19 protein-coding genes and 1 tRNA gene are annotated in these 23,195 nt (G+C 71.8%); 8 read left to right on the top strand and 12 right to left on the bottom strand.

Annotated elements, in window-relative coordinates; all coding sequences use genetic code 11:
• Positions 1-30 precede the first annotated feature (30 nt).
• Complete coding sequence (locus ADK67_RS29665; RefSeq protein ID WP_053719819.1) at positions 31-1,230, top strand: cytochrome P450 family protein; 1,200 nt, start codon at positions 31-33, stop codon at positions 1,228-1,230.
• Here ADK67_RS29665 and ADK67_RS29660 read toward each other — a convergent pair.
• Positions 1,217-2,317, bottom strand: coding sequence for a serine hydrolase domain-containing protein (locus ADK67_RS29660; protein ID WP_053719818.1), 1,101 nt, complete (start codon positions 2,315-2,317; stop codon positions 1,217-1,219). The genes ADK67_RS29665 and ADK67_RS29660 overlap by 14 nt on opposite strands.
• A 139-nt stretch (positions 2,318-2,456) precedes the next feature.
• On the opposite strand from ADK67_RS29660, the gene ADK67_RS29655 reads away from it, so the two are divergent.
• A complete protein-coding gene (locus ADK67_RS29655; protein WP_053719817.1) occupies positions 2,457-4,154 on the top strand; it encodes a cholesterol oxidase substrate-binding domain-containing protein in 1,698 nt (565 codons plus the stop codon).
• 56 nt (positions 4,155-4,210) lie between these two features.
• Positions 4,211-4,327 (top strand) — tRNA-OTHER (locus ADK67_RS51350).
• Between the two features lie 44 nt (positions 4,328-4,371).
• Here ADK67_RS51350 and ADK67_RS29650 read toward each other — a convergent pair.
• From ADK67_RS29650 to ADK67_RS29635, 4 genes are all read right to left on the bottom strand, one after another.
• Positions 4,372-4,683: a hypothetical protein gene (locus ADK67_RS29650; protein WP_053719816.1), complete on the bottom strand. Its 312-nt coding sequence runs from the start codon at positions 4,681-4,683 to the stop codon at positions 4,372-4,374.
• Between the two features lie 97 nt (positions 4,684-4,780).
• Positions 4,781-6,862, bottom strand: coding sequence for a xanthine dehydrogenase family protein molybdopterin-binding subunit (locus ADK67_RS29645; protein ID WP_053719815.1), 2,082 nt, complete (start codon positions 6,860-6,862; stop codon positions 4,781-4,783).
• The gene (locus ADK67_RS29640) at positions 6,859-7,848 is read right to left on the bottom strand and encodes an FAD binding domain-containing protein (RefSeq protein WP_053719814.1); all 990 of its coding nucleotides are present in this window, start codon (positions 7,846-7,848) and stop codon (positions 6,859-6,861) included. Before ADK67_RS29640 ends, ADK67_RS29645 begins: the two co-directional genes overlap by 4 nt.
• Positions 7,845-8,348, bottom strand: a complete 504-nt coding sequence (locus tag ADK67_RS29635) for a 2Fe-2S iron-sulfur cluster-binding protein (protein ID WP_053719813.1) — start codon at positions 8,346-8,348, stop codon at positions 7,845-7,847. Before ADK67_RS29635 ends, ADK67_RS29640 begins: the two co-directional genes overlap by 4 nt.
• A 262-nt stretch (positions 8,349-8,610) precedes the next feature.
• Here ADK67_RS29635 and ADK67_RS29630 point away from each other — a divergent pair, with 262 nt between their 5' ends.
• Positions 8,611-11,013, top strand: a complete 2,403-nt coding sequence (locus ADK67_RS29630) for a glycoside hydrolase family 95 protein (RefSeq protein ID WP_082403998.1) — start codon at positions 8,611-8,613, stop codon at positions 11,011-11,013.
• A gap of 4 nt (positions 11,014-11,017) precedes the next feature.
• Here the strand turns inward: ADK67_RS29630 and ADK67_RS29625 are convergent, their stop codons facing one another.
• The 6 genes from ADK67_RS29625 to ADK67_RS29600 all read right to left on the bottom strand — a co-directional run bounded on the left by ADK67_RS29625 (position 11,018) and on the right by ADK67_RS29600 (position 17,635).
• Entirely contained in the window at positions 11,018-11,590 is a 573-nt protein-coding gene (locus ADK67_RS29625) for a DinB family protein (RefSeq protein WP_053719812.1), read from the bottom strand.
• A 99-nt stretch (positions 11,591-11,689) separates the two neighbouring features.
• Positions 11,690-12,100: an Imm10 family immunity protein gene (locus ADK67_RS29620; RefSeq protein ID WP_053719811.1), complete on the bottom strand. Its 411-nt coding sequence runs from the start codon at positions 12,098-12,100 to the stop codon at positions 11,690-11,692.
• A 67-nt stretch (positions 12,101-12,167) separates the two neighbouring features.
• Positions 12,168-13,586 carry a DHA2 family efflux MFS transporter permease subunit gene (locus ADK67_RS29615; RefSeq protein ID WP_053719810.1) on the bottom strand — a complete coding sequence of 473 codons (1,419 nt, stop codon included), beginning with the start codon at positions 13,584-13,586 and terminating at the stop codon, positions 12,168-12,170.
• Between the two features lie 95 nt (positions 13,587-13,681).
• On the bottom strand, positions 13,682-14,908 hold the full coding sequence (locus ADK67_RS29610; protein ID WP_053719809.1) for a cytochrome P450: 1,227 nt from the start codon (positions 14,906-14,908) through the stop codon (positions 13,682-13,684).
• 93 nt (positions 14,909-15,001) lie between these two features.
• Positions 15,002-15,325 carry a hypothetical protein gene (locus ADK67_RS29605; protein WP_157620927.1) on the bottom strand — a complete coding sequence of 108 codons (324 nt, stop codon included), beginning with the start codon at positions 15,323-15,325 and terminating at the stop codon, positions 15,002-15,004.
• Positions 15,326-15,517: 192 nt separating this feature from the next.
• The gene (locus tag ADK67_RS29600; protein ID WP_269436043.1) at positions 15,518-17,635 is read right to left on the bottom strand and encodes a cellulase family glycosylhydrolase; all 2,118 of its coding nucleotides are present in this window, start codon (positions 17,633-17,635) and stop codon (positions 15,518-15,520) included.
• A gap of 368 nt (positions 17,636-18,003) precedes the next feature.
• Here ADK67_RS29600 and ADK67_RS29595 point away from each other — a divergent pair, with 368 nt between their 5' ends.
• Positions 18,004-19,050, top strand: coding sequence for an ABC transporter substrate-binding protein (locus ADK67_RS29595; RefSeq protein WP_053719806.1), 1,047 nt, complete (start codon positions 18,004-18,006; stop codon positions 19,048-19,050).
• Here ADK67_RS29595 and ADK67_RS29590 read toward each other — a convergent pair.
• A complete protein-coding gene (locus ADK67_RS29590) occupies positions 19,047-19,526 on the bottom strand; it encodes an allene oxide cyclase barrel-like domain-containing protein (RefSeq protein ID WP_053719805.1) in 480 nt (159 codons plus the stop codon). The two genes, ADK67_RS29595 and ADK67_RS29590, sit on opposite strands and share 4 nt — an antisense overlap.
• A 230-nt stretch (positions 19,527-19,756) precedes the next feature.
• Here ADK67_RS29590 and ADK67_RS29585 point away from each other — a divergent pair, with 230 nt between their 5' ends.
• From ADK67_RS29585 to ADK67_RS29575, 3 genes are all read left to right on the top strand, one after another.
• Positions 19,757-20,476 (top strand): SDR family NAD(P)-dependent oxidoreductase, encoded by a 720-nt coding sequence (locus ADK67_RS29585; RefSeq protein WP_053719804.1) that lies wholly within the window; start codon positions 19,757-19,759, stop codon positions 20,474-20,476.
• A gap of 654 nt (positions 20,477-21,130) precedes the next feature.
• Positions 21,131-21,706, top strand: coding sequence for a TIGR00730 family Rossman fold protein (locus ADK67_RS29580; RefSeq protein ID WP_053719803.1), 576 nt, complete (start codon positions 21,131-21,133; stop codon positions 21,704-21,706).
• Between the two features lie 76 nt (positions 21,707-21,782).
• Positions 21,783-23,132 carry a serine hydrolase domain-containing protein gene (locus tag ADK67_RS29575; protein ID WP_053719802.1) on the top strand — a complete coding sequence of 450 codons (1,350 nt, stop codon included), beginning with the start codon at positions 21,783-21,785 and terminating at the stop codon, positions 23,130-23,132.
• Positions 23,133-23,195 lie beyond the last annotated feature (63 nt).

The raw sequence follows: 23,195 nt of genomic DNA, 5'->3' as shown, positions 1-23,195 counted from the left end.
CCAAAGTGATCATGCGGTAACGATGGGCACATGGGAACCTACGTGCTGGACCCCACCGGCCGCGACATCCAGGCCGAAGCGGCGGCGTTGCGCACCCGCGGCCCGGCGACCCGGGTCGCCTTACCGGGCGGGGTGGAGGCCTGGTCGATCGGTGACCTGGACCTGCTGCGCCGCCTGCTCGCCGATCCGCGCGTGTCCAAGGACGCCCGCCGCCACTGGCCCGCCCTGGCGGGCGTCCCGCAGGACTGGCCGCTGTACCTCTGGGTCGCGGCGCACAACATGTTCACCGCCTACGGCACCGAGCACCGCCGGCTGCGGAAGCTGATCTCGAAGGCGTTCACGGCCCGCCGGACCGAGTCGCTGCGCCCGCAGGTGGAGCAGATCGCGGCCGACCTGATCGACCGGCTCGCCGCCGGACCGGACCTGGTCGACGTGCGCGCCGGTTTCGCCTACCCCCTGCCGATCGAGGTCATCTGCCGACTGATGGGCGTCCCCGACGACGCGCGCACCGAGCTGCACCGGATCGTCGACAGCCTCTTCGCCACCACGACGACGCCCGAGGAGGCGGTCGCCAACCAGGTCCGGCTCTACGAGATCCTGAACGACCTGGTCGCCGCCAAGCGGGCCACGCCGGGCGACGACCTGACCAGCGGTCTGATCGCGGCCCGCGAGGAGGACGGCAGCCGGCTCACCGAGGCCGAGCTGGCCGACACGCTCATCCTGATGATCTCCGCCGGCCACGAGACCACGGTCAACCTCCTCGACCACGCCATCGCCGCGCTGCTCACCCACCCCGACCAGCTCCGCCTGGTCACCTCCGGCGAACGCACGTGGACCGACGTGATCGAGGAGACGCTGAGGTGGCAGGCGCCGGTGGCGAACCTGCCGCTGCGCTACGCCGTCGAGGACCTCGACGTGGACGGCGTCACGATCCGCCAAGGCGAGGCGATCCTCGCGGGCTACGCGTCGGCGGGCCGCGATCCGGCGCACCACGGCGACACGGCCACGGAGTTCGACATCACGCGCGCGGACAAGACGCACCTGTCGTTCGGCCACGGCGTCCACCACTGCCTGGGCGCGCCGCTGGCCCGCATCGAGGCCGAGGTGGCGTTGCCGGCGCTGTTCGGCAGCTTCCCGGACCTGGCGTTGGCCGTGCCCGCGACCGAGTTGGAACCCGTCCACTCGTTCATCTCCAACGGCCACCGCAGCCTGCCGGTCAGGCTGCGGTAGCGAGCCCCTCGTAGGCGGCGAGCACGATGCCGAGGCCGCGGCTGTCGCCCAGCGCGCCCTGCTCCAGCATCTGGTTCATCGTGTACGCCACCGTCATCCGGGTGTCCAGGTCGACGACCACGACGGAGCCGCCCCACCCGCCCCACGAGCACGTCCGCCCCTCGACCCGGTAGCCGAGGCCGTACCGGATCGGCACGTCCAGGTAGTGGTCCACGCCCCGGAACTGCTCCTCCAGCACGCGACGGCACCCGGCCTCGGACAGCAGCCGCACGCCGCCGACCGCGCCGCCGGACGCCAGCACCGACTGCACCAGGCCGACCGAGCGCGCGTTGCCGTGCCCGCCCGCGGACGGGATCTCGGCCCGGCGCCACGCGGCGGTGTTGGCGTCTTGCGCCACGATGGCCGGGTTGGGCTCCTCACCGGACAGCCCCGGCGCCACGGTGGACTTGCCCGGCGGCGGGATCACGGGCGCGACGCGGTGGTCGTGCTCGATGGGCAGGCCGATGTGGAAGTCGGCGCCGAGCGGCCCGGCCACCTCCTCGGCGAAGAACGCGCCGAGGCCGCGGCCGGTGACCCGGCGGATCACCTCGCCGACCAGGAAACCCTGCGTCAACGGGTGGTAGCAGCCGACCGTCCCCGGTTCCCACCGGGCGGGCTGCGCGGCCAGCCGCGCCGTCGCGTCGTCCCAGTCGAACAGCTCCGGCACGGTGATCGGCTCGGTCCACGTCGGCAGGCCGGCGGTGTAGCCGAGCACGTGCCGCACCCGCACGCCGCCCTTGCCCGCCGCGGCGAACTCCGGCCAGTACTCGGCGACCGGCGCGTCCAGGTCGAGCACGCCCCGGTCGGCGAGGATCAGCGCGCACAGCGCCACCATCGTCTTGGTGGTGGACCAGACGTTGACGATCGTGTCGCGCTCCCACGGCGTGGTGCGGGCCGCGTCGACGTGACCGCCCCACAGGTCGACCACCGGCTCGCCGTCCACGTACACCGCGACCGACGCGCCGACGTCGTCCTGGTCCAGTGACGCGGCGAGGGTGTCGCGCACCTTGTCGAACCGGTCGTCGCACGTCCCACGGATCTCCGCCACCGACGGAACGTAACGTCAACCGACCGCGCCGGGCGACCGGATTGTTGCCCAACCGCACGGTGATAGGGCCGCTGCGCTGTTCGGCCCAACCTCCGCTCGGCGACGCGCGACGCGTCACAGGCGCGCTTATGGTCGGTTCATGAGCCACTTCGGCGATGCCCTGTCCCGCCGCCGCTTCCTCGGAGCCTCGGCCGTCGCGTGGTTACCGATCGGCGCGTTGTTGCCGGGCGAGGTCGCGGGTGACCCGCCGCCCGCGTTCCCGGCGGGCGTCGACCTGTACCGGCAGGCCTACCAGAACTGGGCCGGCGAGATCCGCACCGACGACCTGTGGACGTGCTCGCCGCGCACACCGGCCGACGTGGTGCTCCTCGCGAACTGGGCGCACAGCCAGGGCTTCACGTTGCGGCCACGGGGTTTCCGGCATGGGTGGTCGCCGCTCACCGTCACCGCGGACACCACCGGGGCGGACCGCGTCGTGCTGGTCGACACCACCCGGCACCTCACGGCCATGACCGTGCTGCCGGACGCGGTGCGGGTGCAGACCGGCGCGTCGATGGACGACCTGCTGGCGTTCCTGGAGGACGCGGGCCTGGGAGTGACCAACACCCCCGCGCCGGGTGACCTGAGCGTCGGCGGCGTGCTCGCGATCAACGGCCACGGCACGTCCGTCCCGGCCGTCGGCGAGACCCGGCCGCCGGGCCACACCTACGGCTCGCTCAGCAACATGATCATCTCGCTGACCGCCGTCGTGTGGGACGGCGGGGAGTACCGGTTGCGCACGTTCCGCCGCGACGAGCCGGAGTGCGCCGCGCTGCTGACCCACGTGGGCCGCGCGTTCCTGACCGAGGTGACGCTGCGCGTGGGCGCGAACCAGAACCTGCGCTGCGTCAGCCGCGCCGACATCCCCACCAGCGAGCTGTTCGCGCCGCCGGGCAGCGGGGCGACGCGCACGTTCGCGAGCTTCCTCGACCAGGCCGGCCGGGTGGAGGCGATCTGGTTCGTCTTCACCGACCGCCCGTGGCTCAAGACGTGGAGCGTCGCGCCGACCAAGCCGCCGACCTCGCGCCACGTGGTCGCGCCGTACAACTACCTGTTCTCCGACAACGTGCCCAAGCCGGTGTCCGACCTCGCCGACCTGCTGATCACCGGCGCGTGGGCGCTCACCCCGACGTTCGGCCAGTTGCAGTACACGACCGCGGCCACCGGGCTGACCGCGACCCTCACGACCGACCTGTGGGGCGCGTCGAAGAACCTGCTGCTCTACGTCAAGCCGACCACCCTGCGCGAGACCGCGAACGGGTACGCGGTGCTGACCAGCCGCGCCGAGGTGCAGCGGGTGGTCAGCGACTTCGCCGCGTTCTACGAAGACCTGCTGCTGTCCTACAAGAGGCGCGGGCTGTTCCCGGTCACCGGCCAGGTCGAGATCCGCGTCGGCGGGCTGGACGACCCGGCGCACGTGGGCGTGCCCGGCGCGCAGGTGCCGGCGCTGTCGGCCGTGCGGCCACGCGAGGACCACCCGGAGTGGGACGTCGCGGTGTGGTTCGACGTGCTGACGTTCCCGACCGCGCCGGGCGCGGCGGCGTTCTACCGCGAGCTGGAGCAGTTCTTCTTCACCCGGTACAGCGGCGCGTACGCGTCGACCCGCGCCGAGTGGTCCAAGGGCTGGGCTTACACGGACGAGGCGGCCTGGGCGGACCACACGATGCTCACGTCCACCGTGCCCGACACCTACCGCCAGGGCCCGAACGCGAGCTGGGACGCGGCCCGCGCCACCCTCAACGCCTTCGACCCGCACCGCGTGTTCAGCAACCCGTTCCTGGACGTGCTGCTGCCCTGACACCGAGGCCCGTGCGTACCCTCACCGCAGCGGGATCGCGCGGTCCCGCAGGCTGCGGCGCTGTGGCAGAGCGGCCCAATGCGATCGGCGTGGTGGAGGTCCCCGCCACGCCGAGTGATGGAGGAGAGCGGACCTGCTCCCACCGTCCGCGGGTTCGAATCCCGTCGGCGCCGCAGCCGACCCTTCCCGGCCGTCCCGTTCCGCAGCCCCGAGTCCGCTACCGGGAGACCTTGTCCAGTTCCTTGCGCACGGCGTTCAGCTGCGCGCGGTTGAGCTTCCCGGTGATGGTCCAGGTGTGGACGACGTCCGCGGCCCTGACGACGCTCACGTGGTCGAGCCGGACCCAGTAGACGCCCACCGAGGTCTCCACCTCGACGGCCCGGGCGCGGTCCGCCGGCTTGGGCCTGGTCGGGTCGATCCGGGCGATCCGCACGGCCTCCTCACCGTCCAGGGTCAGACCGGTCTCGAGGACGGCGGACTTCCGGTGCTGGTACTTCATGATCGTTCCGACGACGTGCTTCGTTGCCATCCGGTGAGCCTCCGAACGAAGGGAAGCTCGCACCGTAGGCATGACACCGGCCGGCGGGCGAGGGCCGAACGGTCCAACTCGTCACCGTTCGGAGGCGTCAGAGGAAGTGGTCCAGCGTCACGGGCAGGTCGCGGACGCGGACGCCGGTCGCGTGGTGTGCCGCGTTCACGATGGCGGCGGCGGTGCCGACGATGCCGATCTCGCCGATGCCCTTGGTGCCCATGGGGTTGGTGTGCGGGTCGTGCTCCTCGACCCAGTGCGCCTCCACGTGCGGCACGTCGCTGTTGGTCGCGATGTGGTACTCGGCGAAGTCGTGGTTGACCACGTGCCCGAACCGCTCGTCCGGCACGCTGTGCTCGTGCAGCGCCATGGACAGGCCCATGGTCATGCCGCCGACGAGCTGCGACCTGGCCAGGCGCGGGTTGACCACCCGGCCGACCGCGAACACGCCGAGCAGCCTGGGCACCCGCACCTCGCCGGTGTCGACGTGCACCCGGACCTCGGCGAACTGCGCGCCGAACGCGTGCATCGCGTACGTGTCGCCCGCGTCGTTGCCCGGCATCTCCGCGCCGGCCTCGTCGCCCTCGGCGGGGTCGTCGCCGAACTCCTCGCGGAACGCCTCGGCTGCCGCGACCACGGTCGAGCCCCACGACGTGATGCCGGACGAGCCGCCCGCGACCGACGCCTTGGGCGACGCCGTGTCGCCGATCCGCAGCTCCACGTCGGCGAAGTCGACCCCGAGCGCGTCGGCGGCGACCTGGGCGAGCGACGTCCACGTGCCGGTGCCGAGGTCGGCCGCGCCGATCCGGACCAGGTAGCGCCTCGGGCCCGTGCAGCGGATCGTGGCGGCCGAACCCGGCGTCCGGTTCACCGGGTAGGTCGACGCCGCCACCCCCGTGCCGACGAACCACCCCGACTCCACCCGGGCGCGCGGTGTCGGGTCGCGGTGCTCCCAGCCGAACCGGCGGGCGCCCTCGCGCAGGCAGGCGACCAGGTTGCGGCTGGAGAACGGCTTGCCCGACTCCGGCTCCACGTCCGGCTCGTTGCGGACGCGGAACTCCACCGGGTCGATGCCGCAGGCGTTCGCCAGCTCGTCCATCGCCACCTCGGGCCCGAACATGCCGGGGCACTCGCCGGGCGCGCGCATCCACGACGGCACCGGGACGTCCAGCGCGGCCAGCCGGTGGGTGGTGCGGCGGTTCGGCGCGGCGTACATCATGCGGGCGGGCACGGCGGTCTGCTCGGCGAACTCCTTGATCCGGGAGGTCTGGGAGACGGCGTCGACCTCCAGGGACGCCAGCCGCCCGGCCGCGTCGCAGCCGAGCCGGACCCGCTGGATCGTGGGCGTCCGGTAGCCGACGAGGGAGAACATCTGCTGCCGGGTGAGCGCGAGCTTGACCGGTGTGCCGGGCACCGCGCGTGCGGCCATCGCGGCGATGACCGTGTGGACGTGCGGCGTGCCTTTGGAGCCGAAGCCGCCGCCGACGTGCGGCGCGATGACGTGCACCCGTTCGGGGTCGAGGCCGAAGACCTTCGCCATCGCCTCACGCGTGGTGTGCACGCCCTGCGTGGACTCGTACAGGGCCAGGTCGCCGTCCAGCCACAGGGCCGTGGTGGTGTGCGGCTCCATCGGGTTGTTGTTGTACCAGGCCGTGGTGTAGGTCTGGTCGAGCGTGAACGGCGAGTGGGCGAGGGCCGTCGCGACATCGCCCCGCGACGTGTCGGTCTCCGCGCCGGTGTTCACCTTCTCCGGCGCGTACAGGTCGTCGCGGTCGGTCCCCAGGTGCGCGTCGTGCGGTTGCCGGTCGATCTCGACGCGGACGAGCGCCGCCGCTTCCCGCGCGACCTCCCGGGTGCTCGCGATCACCGCCGCGACGACCTGACCGCGGAAAGCCACGTCGTGCGACTGGAACGCCGCCAGCTCGGCGTCCTCTGTGGACGCCAGGCGCGGCGCGTCGTCCGGCGTCAGCACGGCGAGCACGCCGTCCACGGCCCGCGCGGCGCTCACGTCCACACCGGTCACCACACCGCGGGCGGCTTCGGCCTGCACCAGGTGCGCGTACGCGGGGTCGACCACGTGCTGGTCGCCCGCGTACCGCGCGGTGCCGGTGACCTTGGCCGGCCCGTCGACCCGACGTGGCGACTGACCGAGCACGCGGGTGCGCAGCAGGTCCGTCATCGTTCCTCCCGGCTCAGCTCGCGCAGCGCGGACACCGCGAGGTTGCGGGTCAGCGGCACCTTGAACCCGTTGCCCTCCAACGGCGCCGCGCCCGCGAGTTCCGCGTCGATCGCCCGCCGGAAGACCTCCTCGTCGGCCGGTGAGCCGAGCAGCACGTCCTCCGCCCGCCGTGCCCGCCACGGCTTGTGCGCGACACCGCCGAGCGCGATCCGCGCGTCCCGCACCACGCCGTCCTCCACCCGCAGCACGGCCGCGACGGACACCAGCGCGAACGCGAACGACGCCCGGTCGCGCACCTTCCGGTACTGCGACCGCGTGCCCGGTGGCAACGGCGGCAGGTCCACCGACGTGATCAGGTCCGACGGGGACAGCACGGTGTCGCGGTGCGGCTCCTCGCCGGGCAGCCGGTGCAGCTCGACCAGCGGGACCACCCGCCGCCCCGCCGGGCCGAGCACGGCCACCTGGGCGTCGAGCGCGGCCATCGCCACCGCCATGTCCGACGGGTGCGTGGCCACGCAGTGCGCGGACGCGCCCAGGATGGCGTGGTGCCGCGTGTAGCCGCCGATCGCCGAGCACCCCGTGCCCGGCTCACGCTTGTTGCACGGCGTGGTGAGGTCCTGGAAGTACACGCACCGGGTCCGCTGGAGCAGGTTCCCGCCGGTCGTGGCGAGGTTCCGGATCTGCCCGGACGCGCCGGACAGCAGGGCGCGCGCCAGCACCGGGTAGTCCCGCCGGACCACCGGGTGCGCGGCGAGGTCGGCGTTGCGCACGGTCGCGCCGATCCGCAGCCCGCCGTCCGGCAGTTCGGCCACGGTGTCCAGCGGCAGCCGGCTGATGTCCACCAGCACGTCGGGCGCGGCGAGGCCGAGCTTCATGTGGTCGACCAGGTTGGTCCCACCGGCGAGGAACGCGACGCCGGGCCACCCGGTCGCGGCGGCGACGGCGCCCTCGGGGTCGGGCGCGCGCCGGTAGTCGAACGGCATCACCGCGCGCCGTCCCGCACCGCGTCCACGATGGCGACGTACGCGCCGCACCGGCAGAGGTTGCCGCTCATCCGCTCGCGGATCTCGTCGTCGGTCAGCTCCACCGGCCCGGTCAGGTCCTCGGTGACCACGCTCGGGTGACCGGCCGCCGCCTCGTCCAGCACCCCGATCGCCGAGCACACCTGCCCCGGCGTGCAGAAACCGCACTGCAACGCGTCCCGTTCGAGGAACGCCTCCTGCACGGGGTGCAGCCGCTCGCCGTCCGCGAGCCCCTCGGCCGTGGTGACCTCCGTCCCGTCGTGCGCCACCGCGAACGTCAGGCACGTGATCGCCCGCCGCCCGTCGAGCAGCACGGTGCACGCGCCGCACTGGCCGTGGTCGCAGCCCTTCTTGGGCGCGTTCGCCCCGATCCCGTCGCGCAACGCGTCCAGCAACGTCGTCCTGGTGTCCACGCGCAACCGCCTGCGCCGCCCGTCCACGCGCAGTTCGATCTCACCGTCCACGGCCCGGCTCCTCCGACTCGGCGTCCCCTTGGGCTTCCCGTCGCTTGGCGAGGGAAACGCGTCACCACCGACCGCAGACCCATCCGATGTATCGCGAACCTGGCATGCGTCGCTGTCACGGTGTGTAGTGATCGAAGCCGTCCCACTACGGAAAGCCGGGCGTGGCCTCACGGTAGGGTTCCGATAGCTCGGATGTCTTGTTATCGTCGCCACCGTCCGCGACCGCCGCCCGCGGGTACCGCCGTTCGGTCGTGGAGGACGCATGAAACGGGCACGCAGGAGTGTGGCAGCGGTCGTCGTCGCGGGTCTGGCCTTCGGCGTCGCCGCGCCCGACGAGGATGAGGCGGTAGCCGCGGTGGACCATCGGACGCTCACGCTCTGGTACGACGAGCCGGCCGCCGACTGGGAGCGCGAGTCGCTGCCCATCGGCAGCGGCGCGCTCGGCGGAGGCGTGTTCGGCACCGTGGCCCGGGAACGGATCCAGCTCAACGAGAAGACGTTGTGGACCGGTGGCCCCGGCTCGGCGCAGGGCTACGACTTCGGCAACTGGACCGACCCGCGGCCGGACGCGCTCGCCGGTGTCCAGGAGCTGATCGAGCGTGATCAGCGGGTCGCGCCGGACACGGTCGCGGCGGCGCTGGGCCAGTCGCGGCGCGGTTTCGGCGCCTACCAGCCGTTCGGGGAGCTCGGCCTGGCGCTCACCGACCCGCCCGCCGAGGTCACGGACTACCGGCGTGCCCTCGACCTGTCCCGCGCGGTCGCCTCCGTGTCGTACAAGGCGGACGGCGTGCGGTACACCCGCGAGTACTTCGCCACCGGGGCCGACGGCGTGCTCGTCGCCCGGCTCTCCGCCGACCGGCCCGGCCGGATCGGGTTCACCGCCGCGATCACCGCACCGGACAACCGGTCGAAGCGGATGACCGCGCACGGCGGCCGGGCCACGTTCACCGGCGCGCTGCACGACAACGGCCTGCGGTTCGAGTCGCAGCTCCAGCTGCTCAACCGGGGCGGCACGCGCACCGACAACGCCGACGGCTCGCTCACCGTGGCCGGCGCCGACAGCGTGGTGCTGGTGTTCGCCGCGGGCACCGACTACGCCGAGGACTACCCGACTTACCGCGGCACGGACCCGCACGAACGCGTCCAGCGGACCGTCGACGCCGCGTCCGCGAAGGGCTGGCACCGGCTCCTGGACGCCCACCTGCGCGACTACCGCGCGTTGTTCGACCGGGTGCGGCTGGACATCGGGCAGCAGCCGGTCGACGTGCCGACCGACGAGCTCCTGCGCGGGTACGCCACCGCGCCGGCGCCGGCCAGGCGGGCGCTGGAAGCCCTCTACTTCCAGTACGGCCGCTACCTGCTGATCGCGTCGTCACGGCCCGGCTCCCTGCCCGCGAACCTGCAAGGCGTGTGGAACAACTCGGTGACGCCGCCGTGGAACGCCGACTACCACGTGAACATCAACCTGCAGATGAACTACTGGCCCGCCGAGACGACGAACCTCGCCGAGACCACCGGGCCGCTGTTCGACTTCGTGGACGAACTGCGCGAGCCGGGTGAGGTCACGGCCCGGCAGATGCACGGCGGTCGCGGGTGGGTCGTCAACAACGAGACCAACCCGTTCGGGTTCACCGGTGTGCACGACTGGGCGACGGCGTTCTGGTTCCCGGAAGCGGGCGCGTGGCTGGCGCAGCACTACTTCGAGCACTACCTGTTCACCGGCGACCGCCGGTTCCTGCGCGAGCGGGCGTACCCGGTGCTGAAGGGGCTCGCCCAGTTCTGGCTCGACGGGCTGAAGGTGGACCCGCGCGACGGCAGGCTCGTCGTCACGCCCAGCTACTCGCCCGAGCACGGCGACTTCTCCGCGGGCGCGGCGATGTCGCAGCAGATCGTCCGGCAGCTGTTCGCCAACGTCGTCTCCACCGCCGACGTCGTGGGCGACACCGCGTTCGGTGCCGAGGTGCGCAAGGCGCTCGACCGGCTCGACCCCGGCACGCGGATCGGCTCGTGGGGCCAGCTGCAGGAGTGGAAGGAGGACTGGGACGACCCCGCCAACACCCACCGGCACGTCTCGCACCTGTTCGCGCTGTTCCCCGGCAACGGGATCAGCCCGCTCAAGACCCCGGACCTCGCCACCGCCGCGCGGACCTCGCTGACCGCGCGCGGCGACGGCGGCACCGGGTGGAGCAAGGCCTGGAAGATCAACTTCTGGGCGCGGCTCCTCGACGGCGACCACGCGCACAGGATGCTGGCCGAGCAGCTGATCGGCAGCACCACCGCGAACCTCTGGGACACCCACCCGCCGTTCCAGATCGACGGCAACTTCGGCGCGACGTCCGGCGTGGCGGAAATGCTGCTGCAGAGCCAGGACGGCGTGGTGCACGTGCTGCCCGCCCTGCCCGGCGACTGGCCTGCCGGCTCGTACGCGGGCCTGCGCGCCCGCGGTGACGTCACGGTCGACGTCCGGTGGTCCGACGGCGTGGCCCGGGAGATCGCCCTGACCACCGGCCAGGACGGCCCCGTCACGGCCCGCAGCACCCTCTTCGGCGCCGCCCACGACCTCGTGGACGCCCGAACGGGCCGCCAGGTGCCTGCCCGCGCGGACGGCGACTCGATCACCTTCACCGCCCGTGCGGGACACCGCTACGTGGCCACGGCCCGGTGACGCCCTACTGACCCACCCGGCCGTCGACGCGCTCGCGGATGAGGTCGGCGTGGCCGTTGTGCCGGGCGTACTCCTCGATCATGTGCACCAGGACGTCGCGCAACGGGATCGGGGCGTGCTCCGGGTTGCCGGAGCCGAGGACGTCCAGGTCCGGCGCCTCGGCCACGAACCGCTCGGCGAAGGCCACCTCGGCCCGCCACGTGGCCCACGCGTCCTCCACCACCTCGGGATCGGCCGTCGCCTCACCGAACGCGACGGCCGCGGAGGTGTAGTGCGGCGTGACGTCCTCAGCCGCCATCACCCGCCGGAACCAGTACTGCTCGACCTCCGCCAGGTGCCGCACGAGCCCGAGCAGCGACAGGTCCGACGGCGGCACCGAGCGTCGCGCCAAGTCCTCCGCGGCCAACCCGGAGCACTTCAACTCCAACGTCAGCCGCTGGTTGCGCAGGTGCCGGACGAGGGTCGACCGTTCGCCGGCGTACGGCCCGCCGACCTCGCGCGGGTCGGCCTCGGGCTCGGCCCACATGTCCGACCAGCCGAACGTCCGCTCGGGAAGGGCCCCGCCGTCCTCCGTCATCGACCGATCCTCACCGGCCCGGCGCGAGCGGCGCAATCGAATATCGATCCCGTGCCCGGCTGAGCACAGGACCGCGCCGCCACGAGCCGCGGCGGACGCTCAGATGGCGACGCGCACCGGCCGTGCGTCTTCGCGCCCGTACGCCAGCACACGGGCGAGCACCTCCCGGAACCGGGCGATGTCCTCGGCCGGCGCTTCGAGGACCGCCTCGATCTCGGCGTCCTCCAGGCGCAGCGCGTCCAGCGACGAGGGGTCGAGCGACACCCGGAGCACGTCGTCGGTCAGCACCGCCTCCCGCACGCAGCCGTAGGCGGTGCCCTGGTCGGCCGTGACCACGCAGTGGGTGTCGAGCCCGAGCGACACGTCCTGCTCGTCGGGCTCCGCGCCGTCGCACATGAAGAGGAGGACGAAGCCGCTGCCGTCCGGACCCTCCGCGACACCGGCCTCGATGAAGTAGCCGTCAGGGTCGATCTCCACGCCGACCGCGCGGGCGACGAACCGGTAGCTCATGGCGACGTTCTACCAGTGCGCCGACACCGGCCGCAGGCCGTTCGGCACCGATCTCACCGTCACCTCGCTACGAGGCCTGGCCGCTGACGGTCTCCACCTCGGCGCGCGGTCGGGTTGTTTTCGGGAGCAGCGCGGCGAAGACCACGCCCAGCAAGGTCAGGCCCGCGGCGACGGCGATCGCCGGCCGGAAGCCGTCGGTGAACGAGGACGCCGAGGCGTACGTGCCCGAGGCGCTGAAGGCGGCGGCCAGGATGGCGATGCCGAAGGCCGCGCCCAGTTGCCGCATGGTGCTGAACGCGCCCGACGCCTTGCCGATGTCACCCGCCGCGCCGGAGCTGACCACCGCCTTGGTCACCGCCGGGATCGCCAGGGCGAAGCCGATGCCGCCCAGCGCCATGGGCCCGACGAGCGACAGGTACCCGGCGTCGTGGGTCGACACGAGGGCCAGCCACGCCAGGCCGAGCGACTGCGACGTCAGACCGGCCAGGACGAGCGGGCGTTCGCCGAGCCGGTCGGCGAGCGCGCCCGCCCGCGGCGCGATCAGGAACGGCGCCAGGCCCCACGGGAGCAGGCGCAGGCCCGCCTCCAGCGGATCGTGGCCGAGCGCGACCTGGAGGTACTGGGCGATGAAGAAGATCGCGCCGGTCAGCGAGCCGTTGAGGAGGAAGATGACGGCGTTGCCCGCGGCGAACGCGCGCGACCGGAACAGGCGCACGGGCAGCATCGGCGTGGCGGCACGGGTCTGCCGCAGCACGAACAGCCCCGCGAACACCGCGCCGCCCACGAGCGCGCCGACGACCTCCGCGCTGCCCCACCCCGCGGCCTCGGCGCGGACCAAACCCCAGACCAGGCCCACCGCGGCGACGCTGAACAGCAGCAGGCCGGGCAGGTCGATCGCGGCGCCCGCGCCGAAGCTCTCCTTCACGCGGGCCAGCACCAGCGGGATGGCCACGAGACCGATCGGGACGTTGAGCCAGAAGATCGACTCCCAGGCCAGGCCCTGGGTGAGCACGCCGCCGACGACCGGGCCGAGCAGCGCCGCCAGGCCCGTGACGCCGCCGTAGATGCCGAGCGCCCAGCCGCGGCGCCGCGGCGGGAACGTGGCGTTCAGCAGGCCGAGCGCGAGCGGCATCACGATGGCCGCGCCGACGCCCTGGACGGTGCGCGCGGCGATCAGCGCCCCGGCCGACGGCGCCAGCGCGCAGGCCGCCGAGGCCAGCGAGAACAACCCGAGCCCGCCCGCGAACAGCCGCCGCCGGCCGAACCGGTCACCCAGGGACGCACCCGTCATCAGCAGGACGGCGAAGCTCAGCGTGTACGCGTTGATGGTCCACTCGAGGTCCGCCATGGACGCGCCGAGGTCACGCTGGATCGCGGTGAGCGCGGTCGCGACGGCCAGCAGGTCGAGCACCACCATGAAGGAGCCGACCGAGGCCAGCGCCAGCACCCACCGCTCTCCCGCGCCCACGGACCGGTCCTCTGCCACTGGCGGCTCCTGTCCGACGGCACGGCACTCCGGCACCCGAGCATGTCGACCGGTCGCCCCGGAAGTCTTCTTCCCGGGTGCGGTCCTCCGGGCGCTTACCCGGCCGTCTCCGTCCACGTGACCGGCAGCTCGTGCACGCCGTAGATGTTCATGTCGGTCTTGAGCTTCACCTCGTCGGCGGGTACGGCGAGCCGCAGGGTCGGGAAGCGGCGCAGCAGCCCGCCGAACCCGGCGCGCATCTCGATGCGGGCCAGTTGCTGGCCGAGGCACTGGTGGATGCCGTGGCCGAACGACAGGTGACCCCGCGCGTTGCGGTGGACGTCCAGCGCGTCGGGGTTCTCGAAGCGCCGCGGGTCGTGGTTGGCGGCCAGCAGCGAGACGACGACGGTCGAGCCCTCGGGGATCGTCTCACCGCCGAGCTCGATGTCCTCCGTGGCGTAGCGGTAGAAGATGTCGGCGACGGACAGGTAGCGCATGAGCTCCTCGACGGCGCCGGGCAGCAGCTCCGGGTCGGCGTGCAGGGCCGCCAGCTGCTCGGGGTGTTCCAGGAGCGCGAACGTGCCGAGCGACAGCATGTTCGCGGTGGTCTCGTGGCCCGCGAGCAGCAACAGGAACGCGATGCCGGTCAGCTCCTCCACGGTGAGGTCGTCGTGCCGGGCCAGGTCGGACAGCAGGTCCTCGCCGGGCTCGGCGCGCTTGCGCGTGACCAGGTCGGCCAGGTAGGCGTTCATCGCGCCGAACGCGGCCATCTTCTCGTCGAGCACCACGTCCTTCTCCAGGAACTTGGAGGAGTTGACCTGGAAGTTCTCCCGGTCCGCGTAGGGCACGCCGAGCAGCTCGCAGATCACCAGCGACGGCACCGGCAGCGCGAACGCCGTCACCAGGTCGACCGGCTGGGGGAGGCCCGCCAGCTCGTCCAGCTGCCGCTCGACGATGTCGGCGATGTGCTCTTCGAGCTGCTTCATGCGCTTGACGGTGAAGGCGCCGGTGAGCATGCGCCGCAGCCGGGTGTGGTCCGGCGGGTCCATGCTGATGAACAGGCCCGGCAGCTGCGGTGACGGCTCGGTCGCCGCGGGCATGCCGGGCGTCTCGTACGGCACGTGGACGATGCCGATGTCCTGGCGCGAGCTGAACCGGGTGTCGGCCATGAGCTTGCGGACCTCGTCGTAGCCGGTGACCAGCCAGCCCTCGTGACCGTCCGGGAAGATCATCGGGCTGACCGGGCGGCCTTCGCGCAGCTCGGTGATCCGGCGGGGCGGGTCGAAGGGGCCCGCGTCGCGCTCCATGGGCAGGCCGTGCGGGACGGGAACCTGGCGACTCATCGGAAGTTCCTCTCGTGGTGGGTGTCGCGACCACGATCACCGACCCGCCGGACACCGCGCTGACACCGGTCTGACACGGCTCTGACACCGGTGTTAGCCGGTCGAACCCCACTGCGAGAGGGCGACGAGGACCACCGCCAGGACCGCGAGGACGATCACGAAGCCGAGCGTGCCCGCGAGCACCAGCCCGGTGCCGACCGAGTTCCAGGGCGGACGCAGGAACTTGAACACGCACCCCAGCACGATCGAGCCGACCGCGACCCCGATGAACGCGTACGCGTACTCCCCACCACGCCAGCCCGCGTCCGCGAAGTACTGCCCCCGGAACGCGACCATCACCGCCACCTGGAGCGCGAACGGCACCAGGAAACCCGCGAACGCCACTCCGGGCCGTTTCCGCTGCTCGACCTCGATCACGCGGCCAGTCTCGCCGACCACCCGGCGCCGCGCATGAGTACGACTACTCGTGCGTCGACACCGCGGACGAGGGCACTGGACCGTCACGACGATCTTGCCCGCGTGCGTGCCCTCCTCAGCGACCAGCCCTGAACCGCGAACCGGCGGCCCGGAGCGGGTGTGCTCCGGGCCGCCGGCTGTCGTGCGCGACGGTCAGGCGGTGGAGCCGGTGACCGACGTGCCGGACTTGGTGACGTAGTAGGTCACCTTGGCGCCGCTCCAGTAGTGGAACGTCAGCGTCACCCGCGAGCCGTCCGTGACCTCGGCGAAGAACTCCGGCTTCAACGTCGTGGTGTTCGCGGTGTAGTTCGGCGCGAACGTGACGTCGAACTCCTTGAAGGAGGTCCAGTTGTGCGGTCCGGCGTTGCTGCCGTCCGCGTACTTGGCCTCCATCGTGGCCAACTGGTCGCCGCGGAACTGGGTCGGGACGGCGAACGCGCTCGTCGTCCCGGTCGCGTTCGACAGCACCGGCGTGTCGTAGGTGACCAGGTTGATCCGCCACGGCACACCCGCCGAGAACCGGGCCGACAGCGTCGCGTTCGTGCCGTACGCCCGCGAACCGCTCAACCGGGTGATCGCCGCCGCCGTGATGGTCAGCTGGTCGCCGCTGACCGTGTAGTCCGTGCCCCGCACCAGGTCGGTGCCGCCCTGGCTCAGCCCGACGAACGACGTGCCGTTCAGGTTGAGCGTCAGCGACTTGGCGGTGATCGCCGACGCCTTGGCGCTGAACACCTGGTCGGACGACGCCGTGCCGGACCGGGTCGTCCAGCTCGACTTGAGCTGCGCGGTCAGCTCCGGGTCGCTCCACTGGAACGACGTGCGGCCGAAGTGCTGGCCGTTGTCCCACAGCATGGTGGTGATCTTCTTCGTGCGGGCGTAGTGCCCGAGGAACTCGAAGAACTTCAGCTTCTCGCCCTGCTGGATGGTGCCCGTGTGCCGGTCGAAGCCCAGCAGCCCGTACTCGCCCAGGATGACCGGGATGCCGCGCGCCACGAACGCGTTGGCCACCCGGTCGAACGAGTCGGTCAGGTCCTTCTGCACGGCGGCGTCGAACTTCGTCCCGCCCGCGACGTTCACGCTGAAGGGCCAGTAGCCGTAGAAGTGGAACGTGGCGATGAGGTTCGGGTCGTTCAACGCGTTGAACGTGGCCACCAGCTCGTCGACCCGCGCCTGCTCCGACGACGTGTGCAGGGTCGGCAGCACGAGCAGGCGGGTGGCGTTGTTGCCGCCCGAGGCGCGCACGATCCGGTGGAACGACTTGTTGAGCTCGTCCAGCAGCTGCGCGTTCTGCGCGTCACCCGAGCTGTTGGCGAACTGCGGCTCGTTGACGCTCTCCAGCATCAGCTTCGGCGAGACGTCCCGGAACGCGGTCGCGATCTGCGTCCACGCCGCGTTGTAGCGGTTCAGCACGTTCGTGCGGTCCGTCGGCATGGCGTTGATCCACTGCCACGAGTCGTGGTGAATGTTGATCATCACGTAGAAGCCGTCGGCCAACGCCCAGTTCACGACCTCCTTGACGCGCGCCAGGTACGCCGCCTCGATGGTGTAACCGGGCGCGCCGCCCTGGTGCGCGCTCCACGTGACCGGGATGCGGATGCTCTTGAAACCCTGCGCCCGCACGTTGTCCAGCAGCGCCTCGGTGATGCGCGGGTTGCCCCACGACGTCTCGTCGGCGCCGGTGGCGTCCAGCGAGTTGCCCAGGTTCCAGCCCGGCTGCATGTCCGCGACCCTCGCCATGGCGTCGCCCGCCGGCGTGGTCGTGGTCGTCGTGGTGGTCGTGCTGGTGGTCGTGGTGGTGCTGGTGCTCGTGCTCGTGCTGGTGGTCGTCGTCGTGTCACCGGTGCAGGTGACGCCGTTGAGCGCGAACGACGACGGCGCCGGGTTCGAGCCCGTCCACGAGCCGTTGAAGCCGAACGAGACCGAGCCGCCGGTCGCGATGTTCGGGTTGTAGCCGACGTTGGTCGCGGTGACCTGGCTGCCCGACGCCGTGACGGCCGCGTTCCACGCCTGGGTGACCGTCTGGCCGGCCGGGAACGCCCACGTGAGCCGCCACCCGCCGGTGATCGGGTCACCCAGGTTGGTGATGTTGACGTTGCCGGTGAAGCCGCCCTGCCACTGGCTCGGCACCGAGTACACGACCCGGCAGCCCGCCGCCGCCTGGGCGTCGGTCACCGCGACAACACCCATGCCCGCGAGCAACGAGGCCATTCCGGTGGCCAGCAGGCCAACCCGCCAACGGATTTTTTTCAGCTTGTCGCGCATATCGGCCATGACGCTCCTCGTAATCGCGTGCGGCAGCGGGAGGGGTGGGAACCGAACACGCGCGGGCGGTGAAGCCGGCCGCAGTGGGAATCCGGATGCGCCGGTCGGTGCCCGGCGCACCCGCACGCCACGACCGTGGGACCGGGCGCGGCGGGCGTGTTCCAGCGCTGCCTCGTCATGATGTTGACGGTAACGGATGGGTGACGCAAGGGTTTCGACGGGAATCGACCGGCGGTGTCTCCGTCAATTCGGAATCGCCACCGGAAGTCGACATCATTCGACGCCGAAGCGGCCCGTCGTTCGACGAATCCGTCGAATTCATTCGACATCCGGGGATCGCCCGATCGTGGCACCGGCGTCGTCGATAGGTTGCCGCCGTGCCACGCCCGAAGATCGGGGTCGTCCTCGCGGCGACCGGACGCCTCGCGCCGCTCGGCGCGCCGTTGGAGTACGTCGCCACCGGCCTGCCGTGGCCCGCCGAGGTGGTGGTGCGGGACAGCGGCTCGACGCCCGAGGGCGCCCGCGCGGCGACCCGGTCGCTCGTCGAGTCCGGCGTGCGGATCGTGGTGACGTTGGGCGGCACGACGACGTTGCCAGCGGTGGTGGACGCCTGCGCCGAGCACGAGGTGCCGTCCGTGTCCACGACGTTGCCCTGGCAGGTGTTCGACGCCGGTCGGCGGCCGGGACCGGCGTTCCACTTCTGCTGGGGCCTGGACGACATCGCCGCCGTGTTCGCCGACCTGTGGGAGCACCTCGGCCCGGCGCGGACCGTCGGCTGCGTGTGGAACGACGGCCCGCAGGGCGCCGCGCTGCGGCGGTGGTTCGCGCCCGTCGCCGCCGCCCGCGGGCACCACCTGGTCGACCTGCCGTACCGGGAGTCGAGCGGCGTCGTGCCCGCCGTCGGCGACGTCGAGGTGGTGACCAGCGCCGCGACCGCCGCCGACCTGGCCGCCGTCGTGCGCGCGCGGCGGCCCCGGCTGGTGACGTGCTCGCGGTGGCTGACCTACCCGTTCGGCGTGGCCCGGCACGGCCTGGAGCGGGTCGCGACGATCGTGTCGTGGACGCCCGAGCACGAGCACGTCGGGCGCGACGGGCGGACGCCACGCGACCTCGCGCGCGCCTACGAGGACGCCACCGGCTCGACGTGGCTGCAACCGCTCGGGCTCGCGCACGCGTTGTTCGAGGTGGCCGTGCACGCGGCGGGGGAGGCGGACTCGCCCGCCGCGGTCGCCGACGTGCTGGCGTCGACGCGGTTGACGACGATCGCCGGCGTGCTCGACTGGACCGTCGGCCCCGTGCCCGGCGTGGCCACGGTCCCGTTGGCGGGCGGGCAGTGGCGCGACGGCCCGTCACTGGCGGTCGTGGACAACCGCCGCGCACCGCTCGTCCCGGTGTCCGGTGACCTGGTGTTCTCGCGGCGCTAGTCGGTGACGATCGTGAAGACGAACTTGTAGCCGACCTCCGACGAACTCGACCGCGTCACCTTGCCCTCGCCGCGCACGTTGGCGTAGGAGCCCGTGCCGCCGGTGACGGCGACGGACGTGTCCTCGAAGCCCGCCGCGATCGACTTGTACTTGCGGAGGCCGGAGAGGTGCAGTTCGCCGTCGGGCAGCCGGAATGTGGACGTGCAGTGCGTGGTGACCTCCGGCGGCACGGCCACCGAAACGGCGAGCACGCCGCAATGCGAATAGCCGTCCCCGATCTTGGCGGAGCCGTCGGCTTGCAGGAGTTCCCCGCCGGAGACGAACCCGAGACCGACGGTGGGCGCGACGGGCGCCGACATGAGCGTCCGTTTCGTCAGCACTTCCACGGTCGCTTCCCGGGTTTCCCCGGCGTGAACCTGGTCGGCGCCAACGAGACCGCCTACGAGCGCGAGGACCAGCCACGGGTTGACCTGCACGACGACACCTCCGGGTAGCGTGGCGAAACCGTCTTTCCGCCGGAAGGTAGTTCGGCGCCGGCGGTCACGGACGGTCAACTCCACGTTCGGCTGAAAAATGAGCGACGAACGTGTGACAACACTTCACCCGCCCGTGGCTGATCACAACCGTGAAACCGATCACGAATGTGAACAATCATTGGGCCGACGAGCGGATCGACCCCCGCGAATTCCGCTGATAGGAACCAGGCATGACGAGAACAGCAGTCGTGACCGGTGGCGGGACGGGCATCGGCAAGGCGGTGGCCGCCGAATTGGTCAAGCAGGGCCTGGACGTCGTGGTCACCGGCAGGCGCGCCGACGTCCTCGCCTCCGCCGCTGCGGAAGTCGGCGCCCGGGCAGTCGTGTTCGACGCCGCCGACCCCGACCAGGTGCGGGACGCGCTGGCCGAGCTGCCGGACCGCGTCGACGTGCTGGTGAACAACGCGGGCGGCAACATGGCCCGCCGCCGTCCCGCGCCGGAGGGTCTGGCGGACGTGCGCGACCTGTGGCTGGCGAACTTCGAGTCCAACGTGCTCACCGCCGTCCTGGTCACCACCGCCCTGGAACCGCGCCTGGCCGACGACGCCAGGGTGGTCACCATCGGCTCCATCGCGGCCCGCCGCGGCTCGGGCAGCTACGGCGCGGCCAAGGCGGCGATCGAAGCGTGGACCGCGGACCTGGCGTTCGCACTGGGCGGTCGTGGCATCACGGTCAACGTCGTGTCGCCCGGCGTCACCGAGGAGACCGAGTTCTTCGGCGGCACCCTGTCCGAGGAGCGGCGCAAGAAGCTGGTGGGCAACCCCGCCAACGGCCGCACGGGCCGCCCCTCCGACATCGCCGCCACCGTCACGTTCCTGACCTCCCCGGAAGCGGGCCACCTCACGGGCCAGGTCATCGGCGTCAACGGCGGCGCAGGCCTCGGCCGCTGACCCAACCACCCACGGCGCAAACCTCGGCCGCTGACACCACCTCCCTCACCTGCCCACCCGTGTCCGCCGCCGGGCCGGCCGTTTTATCCGGCTAACGTGAGTAATGCGGTTTGGGTTGTCCCAGGTTGCACTCTTCGCCCGGCCGAGTGACACACCAAAGCCAACGAACCCCCAACCGACGACCCCTGGCCGCTCAACCCAACGGCCACACAACGGACCGGCAACCGCCCACCGAAACCCTCACCCACCCGGCCGCACAACGAACCCGCAACCGCCCCACTCAGAACCTCACCCAACGGCCGCACCGCGGACCCGCCACACCACCGCAGAGGCCCGATTTGACATGGGTTCGGGTGCTTTAGGCTGGTCGAAGCCGGGCAGGCTTGGCGGACGCTCTTCCCGCCAGGAAGCCGGGCAGGCTTGGCGGACGCTCTTCCCGCCAGGCCTGCCCGGCTTTGGCCTGCCTGGAGTGCCCGTAAGGGCCCCATGTCAAATCGAGCCGAACCCGAGCGACACCACCGAACGGAACTCAACCACCGACACCGAACCGAACCACCGACACCGAACCGAACCACCGACACCGAACCGAACCACCGACACCGAACCGAACCGAACCGAACCACCGACCCGACCAGCCTCACCTACCGTGTCCCCATGCGGGTGTGCGTGTTCTGCGGCTCCTCCAACGGACGGCTCCGGCACGTCGACGTGGCCCGACGAGTAGGTCGCACCCTGGCCGAACGGGGCATCGACATCGTCTACGGCGGCGGCCGGGTCGGCACGATGGGTGCGCTGGCCGACGGAGCGCTCGCCGCGGGCGGGTCGGTGATCGGGGTGATCCCGCGCAGCCTCGTCGACTGGGAAGTGGCGCACGAGAATCTCACGGAACTGCACGTCGTGGAATCCATGCACGAGCGCAAGGCGTTGATGGCGCAGCTGGCCGACGCGTTCGTGACCCTGCCCGGCGGCGCGGGCACGCTGGAAGAGCTGTTCGAGGTGTGGACGTGGGCCCAGCTCGGCCTGCACACCAAGCCGGTCGCGCTGCTCGACGTGGACGGCTACTTCACGCACTTGATCAGGATGGTCGACCACATGGTGGAGGAAGGGTTCCTCAAGCCGCCGTATCGGGACATGCTGCTGGTGGACCACGACCTCGACCGACTCCTCACCCGGTGTGGCGATTACCGGACCCCGGACTACACGTGGACCGACGACAAACCCCTGCCATAGATCAAGGAAATCGGTACGGTGTGGGTTAACGCGAAGGGTTTTCGCAAAGTTTCGCGCCATCCGGGGGGAGCGGGCGATGGACATCAACCACTGGCAGGGACGGTTGGCGGAGCTGTGCCAGGCGCACCAAGTGCCAGGCGCGTCGTTGGCGGTCTTGGCCGACGGCGAGATTCACGAGTGCGCGACCGGCGTGCTGCACCGCGGCACCGGCGTCGAGGCCACCACGGACTCGTTGTTCCAGATCGGCTCGATCACGAAGCTCTACACCGCCACCTTGATCATGCAGCTGGTCGCCGAGGGCGCGCTCGACCTGGACGCGCCGGTGGTCTCCGTGCTGCCCGAGTTCGCCGTGGCCGACGCCGTGGCGACCAAGACCGTGACGCCACGCCAACTGCTGTCGCACACCAGCGGCATCGACGGGGACTTCTTCCACGACACCGGACGCGGTGACGACTGCGTGGCCGCCTACGTCGCGGCGTGCGCGGGGCTCGGCCAGAACCACCCGCCGGGCGTCACGATGTCCTACTGCAACAGCGGGTTCACCGTGCTCGGCCGGATCATCGAGGTGTTGACCGGCCAGGTCTGGGACGTCGCCCTGCGCGAGCGCCTGCTCGACCCGCTCGGCGCGCACAGCACGATGACGCTGGCCGAGGACGTGCTGAGGTTCCGCTCGGCGCTCGGCCACCTCGGTGAACCCGGCGAGGAGCCCGTGCCCGCACCCGTGTGGGGACTGGCGCGGTCCGCCGGCCCGGCCGGGACGATCAACGCCACCGCGGCCGACGTCGTCCGGTTCGCCCGACTGCACCTCGACGGCGGCCGGACACCGGACGGCACCGTGGTCCTGCCCGCCGAGCACGTGGCCGCCATGCAGCGGCCGTTCGTGCAGCTGCCCGCGACCCACGCGCACCACATGTGCTGGGGCCTCGGGTGGATCGCCTACGACTGGCCGGGTGGCCGGGTGATCGGGCACGACGGCGCGACGGTCGGGCAGAAGGCGTTCCTGCGGGTCGTGCCGGACGCCGGGGTGGCGGTCGCGCTGCTCACCAACGGCGGCGTGCCCGCCGAGGTCTACCAGCGGCTGTTCAGCGAACTGCTGACCGAGACCACCGGCGTCACCGTGCCGGACTTCGAACCGCCCGCCGAGCCGCCCGAGGTGGACGTCACCCGGTACGTCGGCTCGTACGTGCGCGAGGGCTACGACGTGGAGGTCACCGAGCAGGACGGCGTGCTGCACCTGCGCGGCGAGAGCATCGGCGAGCTCGCCGCGATCAACGCGGTGACCACCGCGGTGCTCGTGCCGGTGGAGGAGGGCCTGTTCGCCGCACGGCGCAACGAGCACGAGCCGTGGGCTCCGGTGGTTTTCTACACGCTGCCGGACGGCTCGCCCTACCTGCACTTCAGCATGCGCGCCGCACCGAAGGGCTAACAGTCCGCCCGCACCAAAGAACCCGAGCCGCACCAAAGAATCGGCCCGCACCAAGGAACCCGG

The organism is Saccharothrix sp. NRRL B-16348, assembly GCF_001280085.1.
Lineage (GTDB): Bacteria > Actinomycetota > Actinomycetes > Mycobacteriales > Pseudonocardiaceae > Actinosynnema.
Note: the sequence above shows the minus strand (reverse complement) of the source record. Positions and strands in the feature narration are given on the sequence as shown.